The organism is Nostoc sp. ChiSLP03a (assembly GCF_034531215.2).
Lineage (GTDB): Bacteria > Cyanobacteriota > Cyanobacteriia > Cyanobacteriales > Nostocaceae > Nostoc.
In genome coordinates this window covers 65,423-81,736 of the sequence record NZ_JAVRBQ020000164.1, presented here as the reverse complement: position 1 = coordinate 81,736, position 16,314 = coordinate 65,423, and the positions used below count along the sequence as shown (strand labels likewise).

14 protein-coding genes and 1 tRNA gene are annotated in these 16,314 nt (G+C 36.7%); 3 read left to right on the top strand and 12 right to left on the bottom strand.

What is annotated here, in order from left to right:
- Positions 1–118: 118 nt before the first annotated feature.
- From RMY32_RS28145 to RMY32_RS28105, 9 genes are all read right to left on the bottom strand, one after another.
- On the bottom strand, positions 119–1,597 hold the full coding sequence (locus RMY32_RS28145; RefSeq protein ID WP_322715120.1) for a hypothetical protein: 1,479 nt from the start codon (positions 1,595–1,597) through the stop codon (positions 119–121).
- Positions 1,598–1,729: 132 nt separating this feature from the next.
- Complete coding sequence (locus RMY32_RS28140; protein ID WP_409884168.1) at positions 1,730–2,380, bottom strand: hypothetical protein; 651 nt, start codon at positions 2,378–2,380, stop codon at positions 1,730–1,732.
- Positions 2,361–2,549, bottom strand: coding sequence for a hypothetical protein (locus RMY32_RS28135; protein ID WP_322715118.1), 189 nt, complete (start codon positions 2,547–2,549; stop codon positions 2,361–2,363). Before RMY32_RS28135 ends, RMY32_RS28140 begins: the two co-directional genes overlap by 20 nt.
- A 377-nt stretch (positions 2,550–2,926) precedes the next feature.
- Positions 2,927–4,480 carry a phage/plasmid primase, P4 family gene (locus tag RMY32_RS28130; protein WP_322715117.1) on the bottom strand — a complete coding sequence of 518 codons (1,554 nt, stop codon included), beginning with the start codon at positions 4,478–4,480 and terminating at the stop codon, positions 2,927–2,929.
- A 1,088-nt stretch (positions 4,481–5,568) separates the two neighbouring features.
- Positions 5,569–6,702, bottom strand: a complete 1,134-nt coding sequence (locus RMY32_RS28125; RefSeq protein ID WP_322715116.1) for a tyrosine-type recombinase/integrase — start codon at positions 6,700–6,702, stop codon at positions 5,569–5,571.
- Positions 6,703–6,870: 168 nt separating this feature from the next.
- Positions 6,871–6,943 (bottom strand) — tRNA-Phe (locus RMY32_RS28120).
- A gap of 74 nt (positions 6,944–7,017) precedes the next feature.
- A complete protein-coding gene (locus tag RMY32_RS28115) occupies positions 7,018–7,899 on the bottom strand; it encodes a metal ABC transporter permease (RefSeq protein WP_322715115.1) in 882 nt (293 codons plus the stop codon).
- Between the two features lie 40 nt (positions 7,900–7,939).
- Positions 7,940–8,716, bottom strand: coding sequence for a metal ABC transporter ATP-binding protein (locus RMY32_RS28110; RefSeq protein WP_322715114.1), 777 nt, complete (start codon positions 8,714–8,716; stop codon positions 7,940–7,942).
- A gap of 79 nt (positions 8,717–8,795) precedes the next feature.
- The gene (locus tag RMY32_RS28105; protein ID WP_322715122.1) at positions 8,796–9,737 is read right to left on the bottom strand and encodes a metal ABC transporter substrate-binding protein; all 942 of its coding nucleotides are present in this window, start codon (positions 9,735–9,737) and stop codon (positions 8,796–8,798) included.
- A gap of 387 nt (positions 9,738–10,124) precedes the next feature.
- Here RMY32_RS28105 and RMY32_RS28100 point away from each other — a divergent pair, with 387 nt between their 5' ends.
- Entirely contained in the window at positions 10,125–11,729 is a 1,605-nt protein-coding gene (locus tag RMY32_RS28100; protein WP_322715113.1) for an iron uptake porin, read from the top strand.
- 262 nt (positions 11,730–11,991) lie between these two features.
- Here RMY32_RS28100 and RMY32_RS28095 read toward each other — a convergent pair whose 3' ends face one another.
- Both RMY32_RS28095 and RMY32_RS28090 read right to left on the bottom strand, forming a co-directional pair.
- Positions 11,992–12,615 carry a TenA family protein gene (locus RMY32_RS28095; protein ID WP_322715112.1) on the bottom strand — a complete coding sequence of 208 codons (624 nt, stop codon included), beginning with the start codon at positions 12,613–12,615 and terminating at the stop codon, positions 11,992–11,994.
- A 106-nt stretch (positions 12,616–12,721) separates the two neighbouring features.
- Positions 12,722–13,492, bottom strand: a complete 771-nt coding sequence (locus tag RMY32_RS28090) for a pentapeptide repeat-containing protein (RefSeq protein WP_322715111.1) — start codon at positions 13,490–13,492, stop codon at positions 12,722–12,724.
- A gap of 525 nt (positions 13,493–14,017) precedes the next feature.
- Between RMY32_RS28090 and RMY32_RS28085 the strand changes: the two genes are divergently transcribed.
- Together RMY32_RS28085 and RMY32_RS28080 are read left to right on the top strand one after the other, a co-directional pair.
- A complete protein-coding gene (locus RMY32_RS28085; protein ID WP_322674294.1) occupies positions 14,018–14,284 on the top strand; it encodes a type II toxin-antitoxin system HicA family toxin in 267 nt (88 codons plus the stop codon).
- A complete protein-coding gene (locus tag RMY32_RS28080) occupies positions 14,268–14,480 on the top strand; it encodes a type II toxin-antitoxin system HicB family antitoxin (protein ID WP_322715109.1) in 213 nt (70 codons plus the stop codon). Before RMY32_RS28085 ends, RMY32_RS28080 begins: the two co-directional genes overlap by 17 nt.
- 660 nt (positions 14,481–15,140) lie before the next feature.
- On the opposite strand, the gene RMY32_RS28075 is transcribed toward RMY32_RS28080, so the two are convergent.
- Complete coding sequence (locus RMY32_RS28075; RefSeq protein ID WP_322715108.1) at positions 15,141–16,226, bottom strand: L-histidine N(alpha)-methyltransferase; 1,086 nt, start codon at positions 16,224–16,226, stop codon at positions 15,141–15,143.
- Between the last annotated feature and the right edge of the window lie 88 nt (positions 16,227–16,314).

Here is a 16,314-nt window from a genome sequence, read left to right as displayed (position 1 = left end):
CTCTTCTTTACAAGCTTTACGCGAGCGCATCCAAGAAATCTTCGACCAACTCACATTTGAGCAGGTAATTTCTGTCTCTTCTTATAACTTTATCTTGGAAGCTCTATTCTATGCAGCTTCATATTAATTTGGTATTAGTTGCTTTATCAGCCGCATTAATCATACATTGCATAACAGTATTGAATTCTATTGGTTTAAATTTATATTCATCACTAATATGTTCTTCAATTTGGCAGTGTTCAAGTAACTCAAATAGTAAGAAAACAGAGGGATTGTAACATGATGTAATTACTAATTTACCCTCATGTTCCACCGTCTTAATAAACTCGAAGTTCCCAGTACTAATCATTGTTTCAAATAATGCAGCAACATCAGCGCGGGTTTTGTAGTTACTATAACCAACTAAATAACCATCAGTAGGAAACAGGTTATCAGTGTAGTTAATTACTGATAACTCAAACTGTTTTGAAAATTTGTAAACCCGTGCGTTCTGCCAGATTTCAACTAATGATTTAACTGGTTTACCATCTAATTTTTTGAATCCCATTCTGTTGTCACATTTGATGAAGTCATTCACCATAAAACTAAACTGAATAGCTGTATTTTCATCAGTATTGATTTCAGTTACCACTTTGCAGTTAACAGATACGGGTTTTTCACTTTTAACCTTAGTAGTTTTATCTACAGTCCCATATTGCATTGCATTGAATGAATGTCCTAGTGTAGTAGGTGTTTTCAATTTATCGCGCTCGACACTAGATAATTGAGAAGCATTAATATTTAATGAATTAATATTTTTAATTGATTTACCCTTAGTACCATCCTGAATAGCTGACAAGAATATTTGTAGTGGAGATTGGGATTGAATTTTTACTATTTCAGGTTCAAATAATTGAGAAAGATTAATAGTTGATGATTTAATATTTTTATTATCTAATGCTTTTATCCAAGGATTAAGTATAATTATTTTGATAGCACGATGACAAATTGAATCGATATTATTTTTTGTAAGGTTTTGTTTATCTAATTGGTATATACAGTAATATATTATGTATTTCAGCAATCTATAACTAGATTTAACGCACAAATAATCTATTGCCTCTAAAGCTATTTGCTGTTGAAGTAAGGGTTGATCATCTTTGAGATAAACGCAGTACACCTCCATTTTTTTCTGATGAGTTAGAAAGTATTCTATACAATCATTGGCAATATTATTAATTGCTTGATTATTGTCACGTTTGATTGAATAAATCCAGTTATTAAATTTAACATCATCAACAATTTTTTCTTGCCCAACATAAATCAAACTTAAAAAGTGCTGTTGAAATATCTCTAATCTTTGTCCCCTATTTTCAATCACACTATTTATTTGTGTATTCTTGCCATAAGATGATGCTCTCAGTTCGCATTCTTCTACTTGTTTAGGATCTGTACCTGCAAAATGAGCAAAATGATATTTTCTAATCCTACCTTTTTTCAAAGAAACTTCTTGTCCACAAAAACAGCAACATAACAGTAATTCTTTATAAGAATAAAAGTCACATTGCTCTGGATAAACTCTTTGACCACCTAAAGCAATTGCTTTTGCAATATTCATATTCAGCGTCTATTTATGAGTTGAATGAAAGAACGTTTAAAGAAGTGCTTACTTTAGTAAGTAGAGAGTAGGTTCTATGTCAATAACCCAGGACTCAAGCCACTGGGTTTTCTGCTTTCAATACTATAAACTTTAGCCAAATTCTCTGATTTGCCTTGGAGAAAGACGCTTACACAATTCTCTTCTCTCAACACTATTTGCATAGCAAATATTAAGTGGTATAGAGCCTTCTTCAATTGAATTTATAGAAGTTATTACCAACACATCAAAACGACTTCGCGCTCCAATTTTTTTTTGTTTATCATATTCAAATTCAACAGGGAAAGTTGTTTTTTCGCCTGGTTCTAATGTAGTATTATCTACAAATACTTTGTTGGAGTCCCTAACTTTTAATAAACCATCATTTAAAGCGTAACTTTGATAATAAACTTCTATAAATCTCTGAGGAATACTTCCTGTATTTGTGATTGTACCTACTATTTCATACTGTATTTCCTTAGTACCCGCAACCCTAATAAATTTAATATTATTAATAATCAAATTCTGTGTATTTGTTAAAGATATCGTAGGTATATTCTGATTAGATTTAGATGCACATAAAGCTCTTAAGTCTATGCTTGTACCATTTGTAGTTTGCCAATAGCAAAGCGGATCAGCACTTACATTTTGTGCTAAGACCATTTTAGAACTTATGGATTCTGATAAACCAACTTCCATACAGATGAGGCTTAGAAGAACTACAAGAATATTTTTATAAACCAACTTACTCTGATGTAAAGTCATAATAATAATGGTGCGGAATGTGGGTTAAAAATCCATTTTGCATCATTAACATGGTATCTAACTCGGAATAATTACTTAAGTTTAAACCTTGTTCTGAGTAAGAACCAAAATCACAGTCCTTTGGATAAACTTTTTTACCAGCCTCATACATTGAGATTGCATAATCCATATTCAATTGATTTTAGTGATACTCTCATTATTATGAGAATAACTGTTAATACTTAGGATATGTCTGAGTGGAGTTACTTATTATACTTTTAATTAAAAATCCCAACCCTATGATTTTATGTAGAATCAAACACTACACTGTGCAGAGTCAAGTGTAGTGCTGTAATCCTTATACTGACTGGGTTATGTATAGTGTGTAGGATTATTAATACATTTAAGCTCAGATACCATAGTAAATTATGGATTGTGGTTTAGGTTAGGTTATTGTTCCCTTATTTCATTTCAAGGTCAGAGCATTACCCTAATATATTTAGAAATAATGCTCTAACCCTACACAACCTACACAACCCTTATCCTGACTGGGTTATGATGCTACACTCACTCTTCACCATGTAGCTTTGACTCTACACTAACTGCTAATGGTGAAAGAATATGGTCATCCTTATCGAGTTGACGTAATCTCAAGCCGTGAATAGAAAAACCTCTGTTAGCACGTACTTTCTTAACATCTTTCCATCCCATAATAGAGTTACAAAAATCTAGTAATTCAGGGCTGAAATTACGCAAACTGGGAGCATAATAACTACCAGACTTACGACACCATTGTGTATAGCTACCAAATAGAGTATTGCTGTCTGCTTTATCATTCCCTATTGCACATTTACTACTGCCATCTTGAATAACACACTCATCAATCCAACCTGCAATAGGATTACTATTTATGTGATGTTCTAAATTATGTTTAGCTAGTTCTGGGTTATCTATTCCACACCTTAATACTTGAGTAATTCTTTCATCAGGAATATTCAATAAATATTGAGTTAATGCGTTCAACTCAGGTTGAAACTCTTCTACTAAATTTCTACGTTTTGTTTTATCTACAGTTTTTGTGAATGGAACTAAAATCTGTCTCCTTGTCAACCAAGATGAGTTACGAGTATCAAACACAGGGTCATTTGATGCCATGATGACCATACCATCAAATTTGAATTGAAACCCTTGTTTACCTTTCTCTTCCGCAAAAATGAAGTCTTGTCCTGTAACAGACTTAAATTTTTGCAAATCTCCACGATATCTATCTTGATCTGGAAATACTACCAGTCGTTTTTTGAAAGCATTTGCTGCTGGAAATCGCTGCTTACATAAATCACCAAGAGTAATTGTACATACGTTGCTATCACCTATAAGCGATTGTGCAAGTCCAACAAATGTACTTTTACCTGTACCACCAGAACCAATTAAATGTAAGAATTGTTGGAGGTCAGCACGACCTTTGAGAATAGCGGCTAAGTAACATAGTAATATTTCTTTGATTGAATCATTATTGTTCGTGACTTCATCTAACCACTGATTAATCAGTGTAAATTCACGACTGGAGTTATCAAAATCACGCGGTAAACACCAAGTAAAGCGATATTCTCGTGAATGATCGAGAATATTTCCTGTAGCTATCTCTAGTACGCAGTTTTGAAATGGTAGTAATTTGGTAGGAGATTTTTCTTCCCAACCTATCTCTATCAATTCAAGCCTAAGTTTACCAATAATGCTAGTTATATAATTAACAGAGCCATAACCAGCTATTTTTTGATTTTTGAGTTCTTTATTGATTAATCCTTCAATATAATAGTCATTTACTTTACTCCAAATACCAGACTGTTCTAATTCATAAATCATCCAACAATTAGCTTCACTGTTAAATATCCATTTATCTCGATATTTTTCAGCTATCTCTGTACCTATAATATCGGCTCGTGGAATCGTACCTTGTGTATTTCTAGATGTATTGGTAGTTTCCTCATTAACTTTTACTATATTTTTGGTTTCATATTTTGTTGGAAGAAACAGCAAGTTATCAGAATGTTTTTCTTGAATTAAATCAAGTTCTAGTTGGCTTTGATTCTCGTCAAAAGTGTTACAATATTCGGTATTCATAGTTAAATAATTATTGCTTTTTAGATGGTCGTTTTATATATATCCTAGATGCCAGTACTTAATTAAGTTCTGGTATTTTTCTATTTAATTTATCAATATATTCTACAATTAACTTCCTTATTAAACTTGTACTTGTCAGCTTATGGAGTTTTGCTGTATCAACTAACTGCTCATAATCTTTATTATTTAATCGAGTACTAACTATATGGTTTAGATGTTTATCTGTGATTTTTGGCATTGTTGTTATGGTTAATAATTAATTTGAATGAATACGACCTAAACAGACTTCCTCAGAATGTGTGGTTAGGTACTATGCAGAATATCCTCAGCCCGTTTTTTACCTACCGTTGGCATCCTTGACTAGTCGATGCCTCTGTTACCTCAGAGCGTCTTAGATATTCGGTTTTCAAGGTTCGTTTGGTGAGCTTTTTTTGCTCCCATACGAATATTGTAAACACAAAAAATCTGTTTGTGTTCACTTTTTAAAAAATAATTGATTACATTTTTTTCATTTTATATAATATCTTTTGACATTTAACTTATTTAAGCTTGCATCAGTATTGGTTGATGGTTATTAGCGCAATTAAGGTAGTCATTTTATTAGCATTAGCCATATTTTCTTACTTTATACAACTTATTATGTATAGCAATAAATAAGATGAATGAATTAGTCTATGTTATTTATCTAGTTTGCTTCTAATGTAATTAAAATAATTTATTCAATTGTATTAACTGCTTGTAAACCTTTTACTTAAAGTAGAACTAAATATATTAGTTAAGGTAATTGTATATATATAACTCTAGTCAAGTTAAGGTTATTCAATATAATATATGAACTATTACTTAAGATACCTATCATATCTATTGCTGATTAAACTAGTGCAAATAAGGTAAATACAATTATCTATTAAACTTAGTTGTCCTAAAGTAACTTGTTTATAGTAATTTAGTTAATGTTCAGAGTGCCGTTAGATGAAATAACTGTTAGATGTTACATGAGGTAAGAAAAAAGGATAGTATTGTGTGTTTACTATCCCTTGCTACTATATGTATTATGAGTGCTATTAGTGCGAGTATGATGAATACAGTTATAGTTCTGGTACTTGTACTTGTCTTATTGTCCCTGCATAGTGTTTCATTATTATCTCTGGTGAATTACCTACCCATTTAGCAACCTGTACCACACTGATACCAGCTTCTAAGCAATTTGTGATAAAGGTATGTCGTGTATGGTATTGGGGACGGTAAGGAATATTTAACTCAGATAGTACAGTTTTCCAAGCTCGATTAAGGAAATTGTGAGCATCAATTAAACCACCTTTGGGTGCTTTAAAGACTGGTGTATCTGCATTAGGATTACTTGGTTTAATAGAAACTAATAACTCTTTAAGTGATTGATTAACAGGAAATTTGCGACTTTTATGAGTTTTAGTATCTTTACGATTCCCTTCTACTACAGCTTCACAGAAGGTAATTAGAGTTAGATTACTATTGATGTGACCCCAAGTTAAACCTATAGCTTCAGAAGTTCTACAACCTGTCATGAACAAAAATTTAACGTAGCTTGTGTAATAACTGTAGTATGTATTCCTCTCAAAAGCCGCGATAATTTGTTTTTGCTCACTTTTGTTAAATAGGTTGATAGTTTCATCGTTTATAGCTACTTTTACCTTCTGTGACATCCCCACAAAAGGGTTACTATTAATCAACTCAGAATCTATTGCCCAATCACAACAAGCCCTTAATTGAGTCAGAACACGCTTTGTTGCATTAGGTGTTAATGTCTTGAGTAAGAAGTCTCTGATTATTACGGCTTCTGAAAGCTTCTGTGTTGGTAAACTAGCAATGTGGTTTTTAGTTTTTTTATAATCCTTATTAATAGTGGTTACACTCAAAGTTTTAGACTTATAATCTGTGTACTTATCCCATAACTCGATCAATGTTGTTTGTTGCTGACCTTCTGTTATGGGTGCAACCAGAGTTAAATGAGTTTGGGGTTTATATTTAGCTAATGTGGGGTCAAAGCGTTCAAATGCAATATCTGATTCAATTTGCTTTGCTTTAGCTTCTGCTAACTTACGATTCTCTGGATTATCTGCCATTCCCAGAGTTAGATATTTTTGCTTCCCATTGTATAGGTGACGTGGTAAACGTAATCTGATTCTTTCTTGAAATGATTCAATACCGACTGAACCTTTAGATGCTTTATGTTCTACCTTCATTACCATATTCTTACCTTGACTATGAAAACCTCTGCTCTACTATTATCATAGTCAATTCATAGTCAAAGTCAAGTTAAAAATTGCAAAAACCACTACTAGTTTTTCTACACTTACTAGGGTGGTTTTCTTGAATCCTTGCTATATCAAGGCTTTTACTTATTTTTGTTATGCCAGGAACCGGACTTGAACCGGTGACACGAGGATTTTCAGTCCTCTGCTCTACCAACTGAGCTATCCCGGCTGGGGCTTTTGTGAGCCACGATTAATCAATTTAGCAAAGATAAAATAATATAGCAAGTCTTTGGAGAAAAATAGTTATGCAGCTTTCAAACTGAACTTAAACCAGACGAAAACGGCTACAAATAAGAGAAACTGGACAAGAACAATACTTGGCCCAGAAGCAAGGTTGAAAATACCTGAGACAATGATGCCAGCAATGCTGCTAATGGAACCAACTATTACCGACATGACTAGAAAGCGGCTAAAGTGGTGACTCATCAGTTTGGCGGTGGAGGCAGGAATGACCAAAAAGGCGTTCACCAGTAAAACACCAACAGCTTTAATCGCCACAGCAACGGCGAGTGAAAGCAAGACCACAAAAGCGTAGCGGTACAATTGGACGGGAACGCCTTGAACTTGGGCGACATCGGGGTTAAGGGTCAATAAAATTTGCTGTCGCAGAGTTGATAGTAAAAAGATGCTTCCTCCCACAAGGACTAGCAGCGTCAAAATCAAATCTGTGGTGTTGATCGCTAGAATATCCCCGAACAGTACAGCCATCAAGTTGCCACGATATCCTTTAATTAGGCTTGTGAGAATTAAACCGATCGCTAATGCCCCAGATAGCACGATGCTAAGTATGCTATCGGTAGCTAAGTCGGTTTTGTCGATGAAGTAGAGGACAATAACTCCAAAAGCTAAGGTAAAAGGTAACAACATCCAAGTAGGATTTATTTGTAGCAACACACCTAACGCCACACCTACCAATGCCGCATGACCAACCGCGTGGCTGAAAAATGACAACTGGCGCAAGGTGACAAAACTACCCAACATCCCGCCAAGTATTCCCATTAAGGCAGCACCGACGATCGCACGCTGTATCGAAGGAAGTTGTAACAACTCTAGCAAGTCATTACTACTAGCGATCGCAAGCCAAATTATCTGACAATCATTGAAGAAATTTATAATTACTGGCATTTTTCATTCTTTAATTACGAATTACGAATTACAAATTTTTTTAATGTTGGTGCTGGTAGCGACTGAAACCTGGGCCGTAGGTTGCTAACAGGTTTTGCGGTGAAAGGGCAATTTCTGGCTTACCAGTACAGACAATGCTTTGGTTCAGGCAAAGCACGCGATCGCAATGCCGATTTACCATATCAATATCGTGAGAAACTTGTAATACTGTCCAACCTTCTTCTCGCTTTAATTCATTTAGCAAAGCGTAAAAATCTGCTGCACCTTGCACATCAACACCAGCAAAGGCTTCATCTAATACCAAGAGTTTCCGAGGCATTACCAAACAATAAGCCAATAAAACCCGCTTCAGTTGACCGCCACTAAGAGTACCAATAGCTTGATGCTGTAAATGATAAGCATCAGTTCGCCGTAAGGCTTCTGTTACTGCTGCCGATTTTTCTCGGTCTTGTTTCCACAGCTTGGAGAAAAATGAATTTTTTCTTTTGCCTTCCTTAGTCCATCCTAGTCCGACTAATTCACTGACAGAAATAGGAAAGCTCCGGTCAAAAATGAAGTTTTGCGGCATATAGCCCAATGTGTGGCGTAAATGCCCTAATCTGGAAATTGGACGACCCAAGATTTCAATTGTCCCAGCACTTCGAGGTATCAAATCTAAAACCGCTTTTACCAGGGTACTTTTACCAGCACCATTGGGGCCAACAATGGCTGTATCTGTTCCTGGTAATAATTCAAAGGAAATATCTCGAACAGCTAGATAGCTGCCTTGATAAACAGTTAATCTTTCTACTTTCAAAATAGGAATGTCATTGGTCATTGGTCATTAGTTATTGGGCATTAGTCATTGGTCATTAGTTATTGGTCGTTGATCATTGGTCAAAGGACAAAGGACAAATCTATTTACACGATGTTTCCAGAGTTTGCAAATTAGCTTTCATTGCCTTGAAATAATGCTGTGGGTCTGTTTCGCCAGTTTCTAGAGAATCCAGAGTACGCAAATTTAATTTCAAGTCTTTAGAGAGGCTGTTCAGCAGTTTATTATCTACTCCTGGTTCGCTAAATAAAGCTTTAACTTTGTATTTTTTCACAGCGCTGACGGCATTTTGGACATCTGTTGGTGAAAGTTGATCTTCGGGAATTTGCACCACAGCAACTTGCTTGAGGTTATAGCGTTTAGCTAAATATGGAAATGCATCATGAAAGGTAATAAAGGTGCAAGTGGGATTTTTCTGTAAAGTCTGCTGAAATTCACTGTTTAAACTTTCTAATTCTTTAATATAAGCTGTAGCATTTGCTTCGTAAGTAGCTTTGTTCGCCGGATCGGCAGCAATTAATCCATCTCGAATATTTGTTACCTGCTGTTTTGCTAAAACTGGATCTAACCAAACGTGCGGATTACCCTGACTATGTTCGTGGTCTTTTTCATCTGGCATCGTTTTGACAACAGGTGAAATTTCATTTAAGGGTTTAATACCAATACTTGCATCAATTTCAGTTAATTTGGGATTTTGGGCATTTTTGACAGTACCTTCCAGAAATTCCTCCAAGCCTAAACCATTTTTCACTAACACCTTAGCAGTAGCGATCGCTTTGACATTTCCTGGTGTCGCTTGGTATTCATGTACCTCCGTACCAGGTGGCACTAGAATTTCTACATCTGCCACATCCCCAGCTACTGCCTTAGTAAACAAATATATCGGCAAAAATGTCGCTACTACTTTAGTTTTTCCCGGCTGCGCCTGTGGGATAGAAGCAGCTTTTTGTGCTTGCGGCGACTGTTCGGAAGTTGTTCCCTGATTTGGATTCGATTGGCTACACCCAGTAGCCATCGATAACATTAGCAGAGCAATTATGGGCAAGATGCCGCTTCTTTGCCTACCTGTTCTAATTTCTCTGCAATTCACAATCACGTATTTTGCCCCCAAAACGGATGCTGACTCTGCCTCTGTCAAAATTCCTCTTGACAACTTTATACTATAATAATTCTCATTCTCATTCTCAGTACATAATATCATTCTGGGTCTCTGTGTAATGAATAACAACAAAACTTTTTCAGACGGTACAACTCTCTGCAATTTAGTTTTCCCTGAATAATTAGGATTTTTTGACTTTTTTTGTTAAAAAGTTTCCTTACTTCTGATAAGATTGCTGACAAATATTCTCATAAAATACACGTTTAAAAAACGTGGTTTGGGTGTGAGTTGGAGATCGGTGTGAGGAGAGAAATGCAAAAATTCTGGAAATATCTGCTAGTTAGTCCAGCAGTCTGCGGTGTCATGCTATTTGTGAATACTGCTACATTTGCAGGTGAAACTTCTAGCATGTCTGAAATCAATCAAGTGCAAGTTTTAGCTAATCCAGACACAAAAGTTCAGACAAAAGCGCAAGTTACCTCCGTGTCTCAATTTTCTGATGTACAACCAACCGACTGGGCATTTCAAGCATTGCAATCCTTGGTTGAGCGCTATGGCTGTATTGCAGGATACCCAAATAGCACCTATCGCGGTAATCGGGCATTAACGCGATATGAGTTTGCTGCTGGTTTGAATGCTTGTCTCGATCGCGTTAACGAACTTATTGCTACAGCGACTGGCGATTTAGTTAACAAACAAGATTTAGCCACATTACAAAAGTTGCAAGAAGATTTTTCCGCTGAACTGGCGACACTCCGAGGCCGTGTGGATACAGTAGAAGCGCGAACTGCTGAATTGGAGGCGAATCAGTTCTCAACTACAACTAAATTGCAAGGAGAAGTTGTTGCAGTCGTTAGCGATGTTTTGTCAGGAAATACAGTTAACGGTGCAGAAATTACAGATAAGAATACAACTTTAGGGTTACGGGCGCGGATAGAATTCGTGACCAGCTTTACAGGAAAAGATACGCTGTTCACCAGAATCCAGGCTGATAATATTTTCAGCCCTAATATTGGTACGCCAGAAGGTAACTTATTTTTTGCTGGCGAGGATGGTACCACTAATGCTTTTATAGATGCCTTGTATTACAAATTCCCTCTGGGTGAAAAAACAGAGGTTACTGCTCTTGTCAACGCAGCCGCAGCAGATGATATTACCAGTACTGTCAATCTCTTTGATGGTGATGGCTCCTTTGGTGCTTTGTCCACCTTTGGTACACGCAACCCAATTTATAATCAGATAAATGGCGCGGGGTTGGCAGTAACGCACGAGTTCAGTGATAAATTGGCACTGAGTCTAGGGTATTTGAGTGGTACAGCTAATGACCCTACACCCAATAATGGTTTGTTCAATGGTTCTTATGGTGCGTTGGCACAGCTGACAATTAAACCAAGCGATCGCATTTCTATCGGTTTAACTTACATCAATTCCTACAATCAACCATTACTCACAGGTAGTAATGCTGCTACTTTCCAGAATATAGCAGCTATCCAGGGTTTACCAGAAGATCAAGTAGGATTTTCCAGTAATTCTTACGGTGTCGAAGCATCCATTGGCATCACTGATAACATTGTCTTGGGTGGTTGGGCTGGATACACCAACAGCCAAAGCTTGAGAGGAACTCGTGGAGACGTTGATATTTGGAACTATGCTGTCACCTTGGGCTTCCCTGACCTCGGTAAAAAAGGCAACTTAGCAGGTATCATCGCTGGTGTGGAGCCGAAAGTGACAAGTTCTGACATCGCAGGGTTGGATAGCGATCCCGATACATCCTATCATCTTGAGGCTTTTTACCAATATAAGCTAAGTGACAATATCACCATTACTCCTGGAGTCATCTGGTTAACATCTCCAGATCACAACGACACTAATGATGATGTTGTTATTGGTGCATTGAGAACCACATTCAGTTTCTAATTTTTCAAATCTTAAAAAAAGACGCAAAGGATAAATTTGCGTCTTTTTTGTGTATAGGTTTAAAAATAGAACTTAGCATTTTTACCCAGCTTGATATAGCAAGGGACTGGGGACTGGTGACTGGGGATTGGGTGAAAAGTCTTGTTGTGTCTAAGTTTTATCATCTGTTAATGTCCTAACCACCAAGGCTTGTGCTATATCTGAAAACAACGCGAGTTTGACAGTTAGGAAAAGTCAAAAAAGTTGCTCGATATGAAGTTACTCAACGGGACATCCATGCAGCTTGAAAAAAGTCGCGTTCACAAAACATCGCGTAACGATAAGTTGAATGCACAATAGAATTGGTAGCGGCATAATTGTCAACCAAATTTTCTAATTGTTGTGTTAGTGGTTGAAAATCTGCGCTGCTATAAGTACGAATCCAGTCTGCATATTGATGATTAGGAATACCGTTACCAGCCAATTTTTCTCCTAAAAAGGCATACAAACGCATACAGGGAGACATCGCCGCCGCAGTTAAACCTACATCTTTGCTCCAAGCAGTTGCTAACAAAAAATCAGTATAGCGGCGGGTGGCAGATGCAGGTTCTACAGCATACAAATTGACTCCCCACTCAGAAGCATAGCTACTATGCAGGCGAAGTTCTTCTAAAACTCCACTAGCTAAATTATGAAATGTGGTAAAACCTAACCAGTCTGGTGCTTTAGCTGCGGCGATACTGTAGGCACGGGCAAAAGCTTCTAAGAAAAAAGCATCTTGCCCTACGTAGTAAGCAAATTTAGCTTGTTCAAGAGTACCATCGCCAATGCCTTGAACGAAAGGATGCTCTAAGCAAGCTTGGGCTAAGTCTTGATTTGCTGCCCATAATTCGTTAGATAAAGTCATTTCTCATTTGTCATTTGTCATTTGTACTGCCCTTCAAATACGCTCAGGAACCGCGAACGCGAACAGCGTCTCCAAGAGTTGTATTTGTTAACTGTTATTATCTCCTTTAAAAAGGGAAGAAATTGAGCAAGACTGAGCCAATACTTCCCAAAAAGTCAACGAAGCTGGGTTTACCAGTACTTACCTTCTCATTGACGGGTGTTTGTAGTTCTTTTATAAAAGTTTGGGCTGTTAAAGTTCCAGTGCTGTTGTTTTGGGATGTAAACAATTTTTCTGCAACTTGAGCATCTTGAAATGCACCTTGTCTATCTAGTATTTGGTAACGGGCAACACCACGAGCTAGATAAGCATCCGCATATTCTGGTTTAATTGCGATCGCTTGATTAAAATAACTGATTGCTTGCTGTTGGTTGCCTTTTTGCCCTTCTGCTACACCCAAAGCATAAAATTCTGCTGGTGAAGCAATTTGTGATGGTATCGCAACTGCACCTTGAAAGTTAGTCCCATTCAAGTAAGCACCAGTTAGTTCTGCATTTGCTAAATAACTATTTCTCAAATCAGCACCCGTCAAATTTGCCCCATTAAATTTAGCTTCGCTCAGGTTAACGCCAAATAAACTCGCGCCACTTAAGTTTGCACCCCGCAAATCTGCACCGCTCAAGTTTGCACGGCTGAGGTTAGCACCTGTGAGATTAGCACCGCTCAAATTGGCTCCAGATAAGTCAGCCATCACTAAACCTGCACTCGTCAAATCACAGTTTTGACATTGTTTGGTTGCTAATAACTGTTTAACATGTTCAGAATTAGCCGCTTGTACGGTCGTTGTCAAACTAATCGTGGTTAAAAATGCAACTGCACTTAGAAGTTGATTCTTCATAAATATGTAATATTTTTTACTCAATAGCATTATGAACTGAGATGGATTTATACCTCAGCATTATGATATGAGCAATCTCAATAATTTGTCCTCTGTAGTTGCCTACATCACTTATAAATTGGTGATACCTTTCCTGTGGAACCTTACGCTAAAGGATTCTAGAAAAGTCGGGGAAGTATAAATTGAGTCGATATTAAGATTGATAACCCCAGTAACAAGGGTAAATGAGCATCATTCGTCAAGATAAATGATACACTTTACTACAGGCGAAACTTATGTTACAAAATTAAACTCACCGCAAAATATCGCTTCCAAAAAATCATCTGTAACATCCAAATAATTAGTATTTTTTAAAATCAAGTCAATTAGTAGAACAGTATCCAAGCCTAAAGTTTGCCCTATAACTGGACTAGTCATTGTCATCAGGGATGCTTTAACTCAAGAGCAAAATGATAGATTTTCTTTTGGATACCCTGATTTTAAAGAAATATGAGACTATAGAAACATTAAGGCAGTCGGAAAAACGTGAGTCAGCAAGACAAACTCTTAGACAAAATTATCTCTGGGACTTCTGATACAGATATCCCCTTCGCCCAACTGTGGCAACTTTTATATACACTAGGCTTTGAAGAACGGATTCGTGGCGATCATCGTATTTTTGTCAAAGCCGATGTTGAGGAGATATTGAACCTGCAACATAAAAAAGGAAAAGCTAAAAGCTATCAAATTAAACAAGTTCGGGCAGTGATTCTCAAATATAAGCTAGGAAGTAAAAATGATGTTTCGGTATGAAATTATTCTCTACTGGAGTGAATTAGATCGAGCCTTTATTGCTGAAGTCCCAGAGTTATCAGGCTGTGCTGCTGACGGTGATACTTATCAAGAAGCCCTGAATAATGTAGAATTAGTTGTGCAGGAATGGATAGAAACTGCTAAAGATTTGGGGCGTCCAGTTCCTGAGCCTAGACCGCGTTTGATGTACATTTAATTGATACACAAAGCAAGTTAAACTGATTTTTTAGCATCATCAGAAATATTTAATACCACATTAGATACGGATCGGAGAAATTTTCGCTAAAAGACCTAAAAAATTCTACTGGCTGCCATTATAGTATCTAAGTTATAGCGATTCTCATTTGAATGAGTACACAGTATTGGGCATTATTGTCAACTTTAGCTCAAATGCTTGTACCACAAGTCGAATTACCCCCCTTAGTCCCCCCTTATAAATCTACCGTGTATACACAAGTCTTAAAAACCTAACCTTAATAAGACTTTCCTCGTTCCCAGTCTGAGCAGGGGAATGCGTTCATTGAGTCAGAGACTCAATGTCTGGCTGGAGGCAGAGCCTCTAATAAGCCATTCCCAGTCTCAGACTGGGAACGAGAAGTGAAATCCAGTCATTTCTTGAATTCGGGCGATCGTTGATTGAATTCGGGCGATCGTTGATTGAATTCGGGCGATCGTTGATTGAATTCGGGCGGTCGTTTGTTGAATTCGGGCGATCGTTGATTGAATTCGGGCAGTGGTTAGGGTGGGGTAAAACCCAGATTCTGGAACCAGTTCAGACTTGTGTATACACCGTAGCCTTTATAAGGGGAGGGTTAGGGTGGGGTAAAAGAATATTTGATACATCAATCATAACTTTTCAAACATCCTTTAAGTGAAGAACTTTGTTACTGGCAACCTTACAAATTACCATAATATGTGATTTGTATTTGTTAGTAGTATAATGAATAAGTTGTAGTCCAGAACATTCTAGCTCTTGCAATAGTTTAGGTATTTCATACTTGTGATGCCGCCAAATAGTAATCTCTTCACCTTTAGAGATTTCAATATTTTTCTCTATACCCATCCGACTAAAATTTATAGTGTAATCATGACGCAGTTTCAGATTAGCAACAATACTATCTGTTTTGAAATCGTATTTTCTCACTAGTTCGCAATCTTCAGATTTTATCCCAATCTTCTTTTTAACCCATCCATATACTTCTTCTACATGATACTTGCAGCCACCTCTAACTATTCCATCCCATGTAGAGTTAGAACCAGTTTCGTTAGTAAATACTAAAAGATCATTTTTTCCCATGCTATCTCTAAAGTTTTTGAACACTTCATCTCTATTTTGATGATTTCCAATGGTAACTCCTAAGTGTAAAAATATTTTGGCTGTGTCGTCAATTTCAAGGCTAGCTTGATTTTGGAATAAACTTTTGGGTACACAACTACTTTCTATGTCAATTGTGAAACTGAGAAAATCGACTAGTGGAAACCATTTTTTGAAATTACTTTTGGAGACATGAAGCAATTCTTCGCTAATATCTAAAGCAATATATTTATTAACCTTTTCTAATTGATTTAGTTTGCGGATAAACTTTTTAACTGGATATGAATTACCTGCACCAACGTCTATAATATTTACTCTATCACCAGCTTTTATATTACCATTCAGGTATTTAAAATTATCTTTTAAAAGGTCAATTTCTACATTTGCTCTTCCATACCATCTAGGAATAGCATGTTTTAGATAAAAATCGTTCCAAATTTTTGCACCTCTCCCTTTATAAGAATACTTGAGAGGAATTTCTCGTCTGACTTCTAATGCATGAATTATCCCTGAAACTTCTTCTTCAGAAAAAATAGAGTAGAACTCTGAACTTGGCTTTGCTGTGCGACTGATAGTAGTTGAGATATTCGAGGAAAGTTGGGAATTACGATGAAAATTTTGAGCCATTATTCTTGTTCTTTGGTTTTCTTCGGTCTGGAAATTGATTAGCCGCAATGCTTGCTAAAAATGTATTCTCCCATGCCACTGTCCCAAA

What these genes read in the sequence shown, in the direction of transcription:
- RMY32_RS28145 (WP_322715120.1), bottom strand. Translation starts at nt 1,597, where the DNA reads ATGAATATTGCAAAAGCAATTGCTTTAGGTGGTCAAAGAGTTTATCCA.
- RMY32_RS28140 (WP_409884168.1), bottom strand. Translation starts at nt 2,380, where the DNA reads ATGACTTTACATCAGAGTAAGTTGGTTTATAAAAATATTCTTGTAGTT.
- RMY32_RS28135 (WP_322715118.1), bottom strand. Translation starts at nt 2,549, where the DNA reads ATGGATTATGCAATCTCAATGTATGAGGCTGGTAAAAAAGTTTATCCA.
- RMY32_RS28130 (WP_322715117.1), bottom strand. Translation starts at nt 4,480, where the DNA reads ATGAATACCGAATATTGTAACACTTTTGACGAGAATCAAAGCCAACTA.
- RMY32_RS28125 (WP_322715116.1), bottom strand. Translation starts at nt 6,702, where the DNA reads ATGAAGGTAGAACATAAAGCATCTAAAGGTTCAGTCGGTATTGAATCA.
- RMY32_RS28115 (WP_322715115.1), bottom strand. Translation starts at nt 7,899, where the DNA reads ATGCCAGTAATTATAAATTTCTTCAATGATTGTCAGATAATTTGGCTT.
- RMY32_RS28110 (WP_322715114.1), bottom strand. Translation starts at nt 8,716, where the DNA reads ATGACCAATGACATTCCTATTTTGAAAGTAGAAAGATTAACTGTTTAT.
- RMY32_RS28105 (WP_322715122.1), bottom strand. Translation starts at nt 9,737, where the DNA reads ATGTTATCGATGGCTACTGGGTGTAGCCAATCGAATCCAAATCAGGGA.
- RMY32_RS28100 (WP_322715113.1), top strand. Translation starts at nt 10,125, where the DNA reads ATGCAAAAATTCTGGAAATATCTGCTAGTTAGTCCAGCAGTCTGCGGT.
- RMY32_RS28095 (WP_322715112.1), bottom strand. Translation starts at nt 12,615, where the DNA reads ATGACTTTATCTAACGAATTATGGGCAGCAAATCAAGACTTAGCCCAA.
- RMY32_RS28090 (WP_322715111.1), bottom strand. Translation starts at nt 13,492, where the DNA reads ATGAAGAATCAACTTCTAAGTGCAGTTGCATTTTTAACCACGATTAGT.
- RMY32_RS28080 (WP_322715109.1), top strand. Translation starts at nt 14,268, where the DNA reads ATGATGTTTCGGTATGAAATTATTCTCTACTGGAGTGAATTAGATCGA.
- RMY32_RS28075 (WP_322715108.1), bottom strand. Translation starts at nt 16,226, where the DNA reads ATGGCTCAAAATTTTCATCGTAATTCCCAACTTTCCTCGAATATCTCA.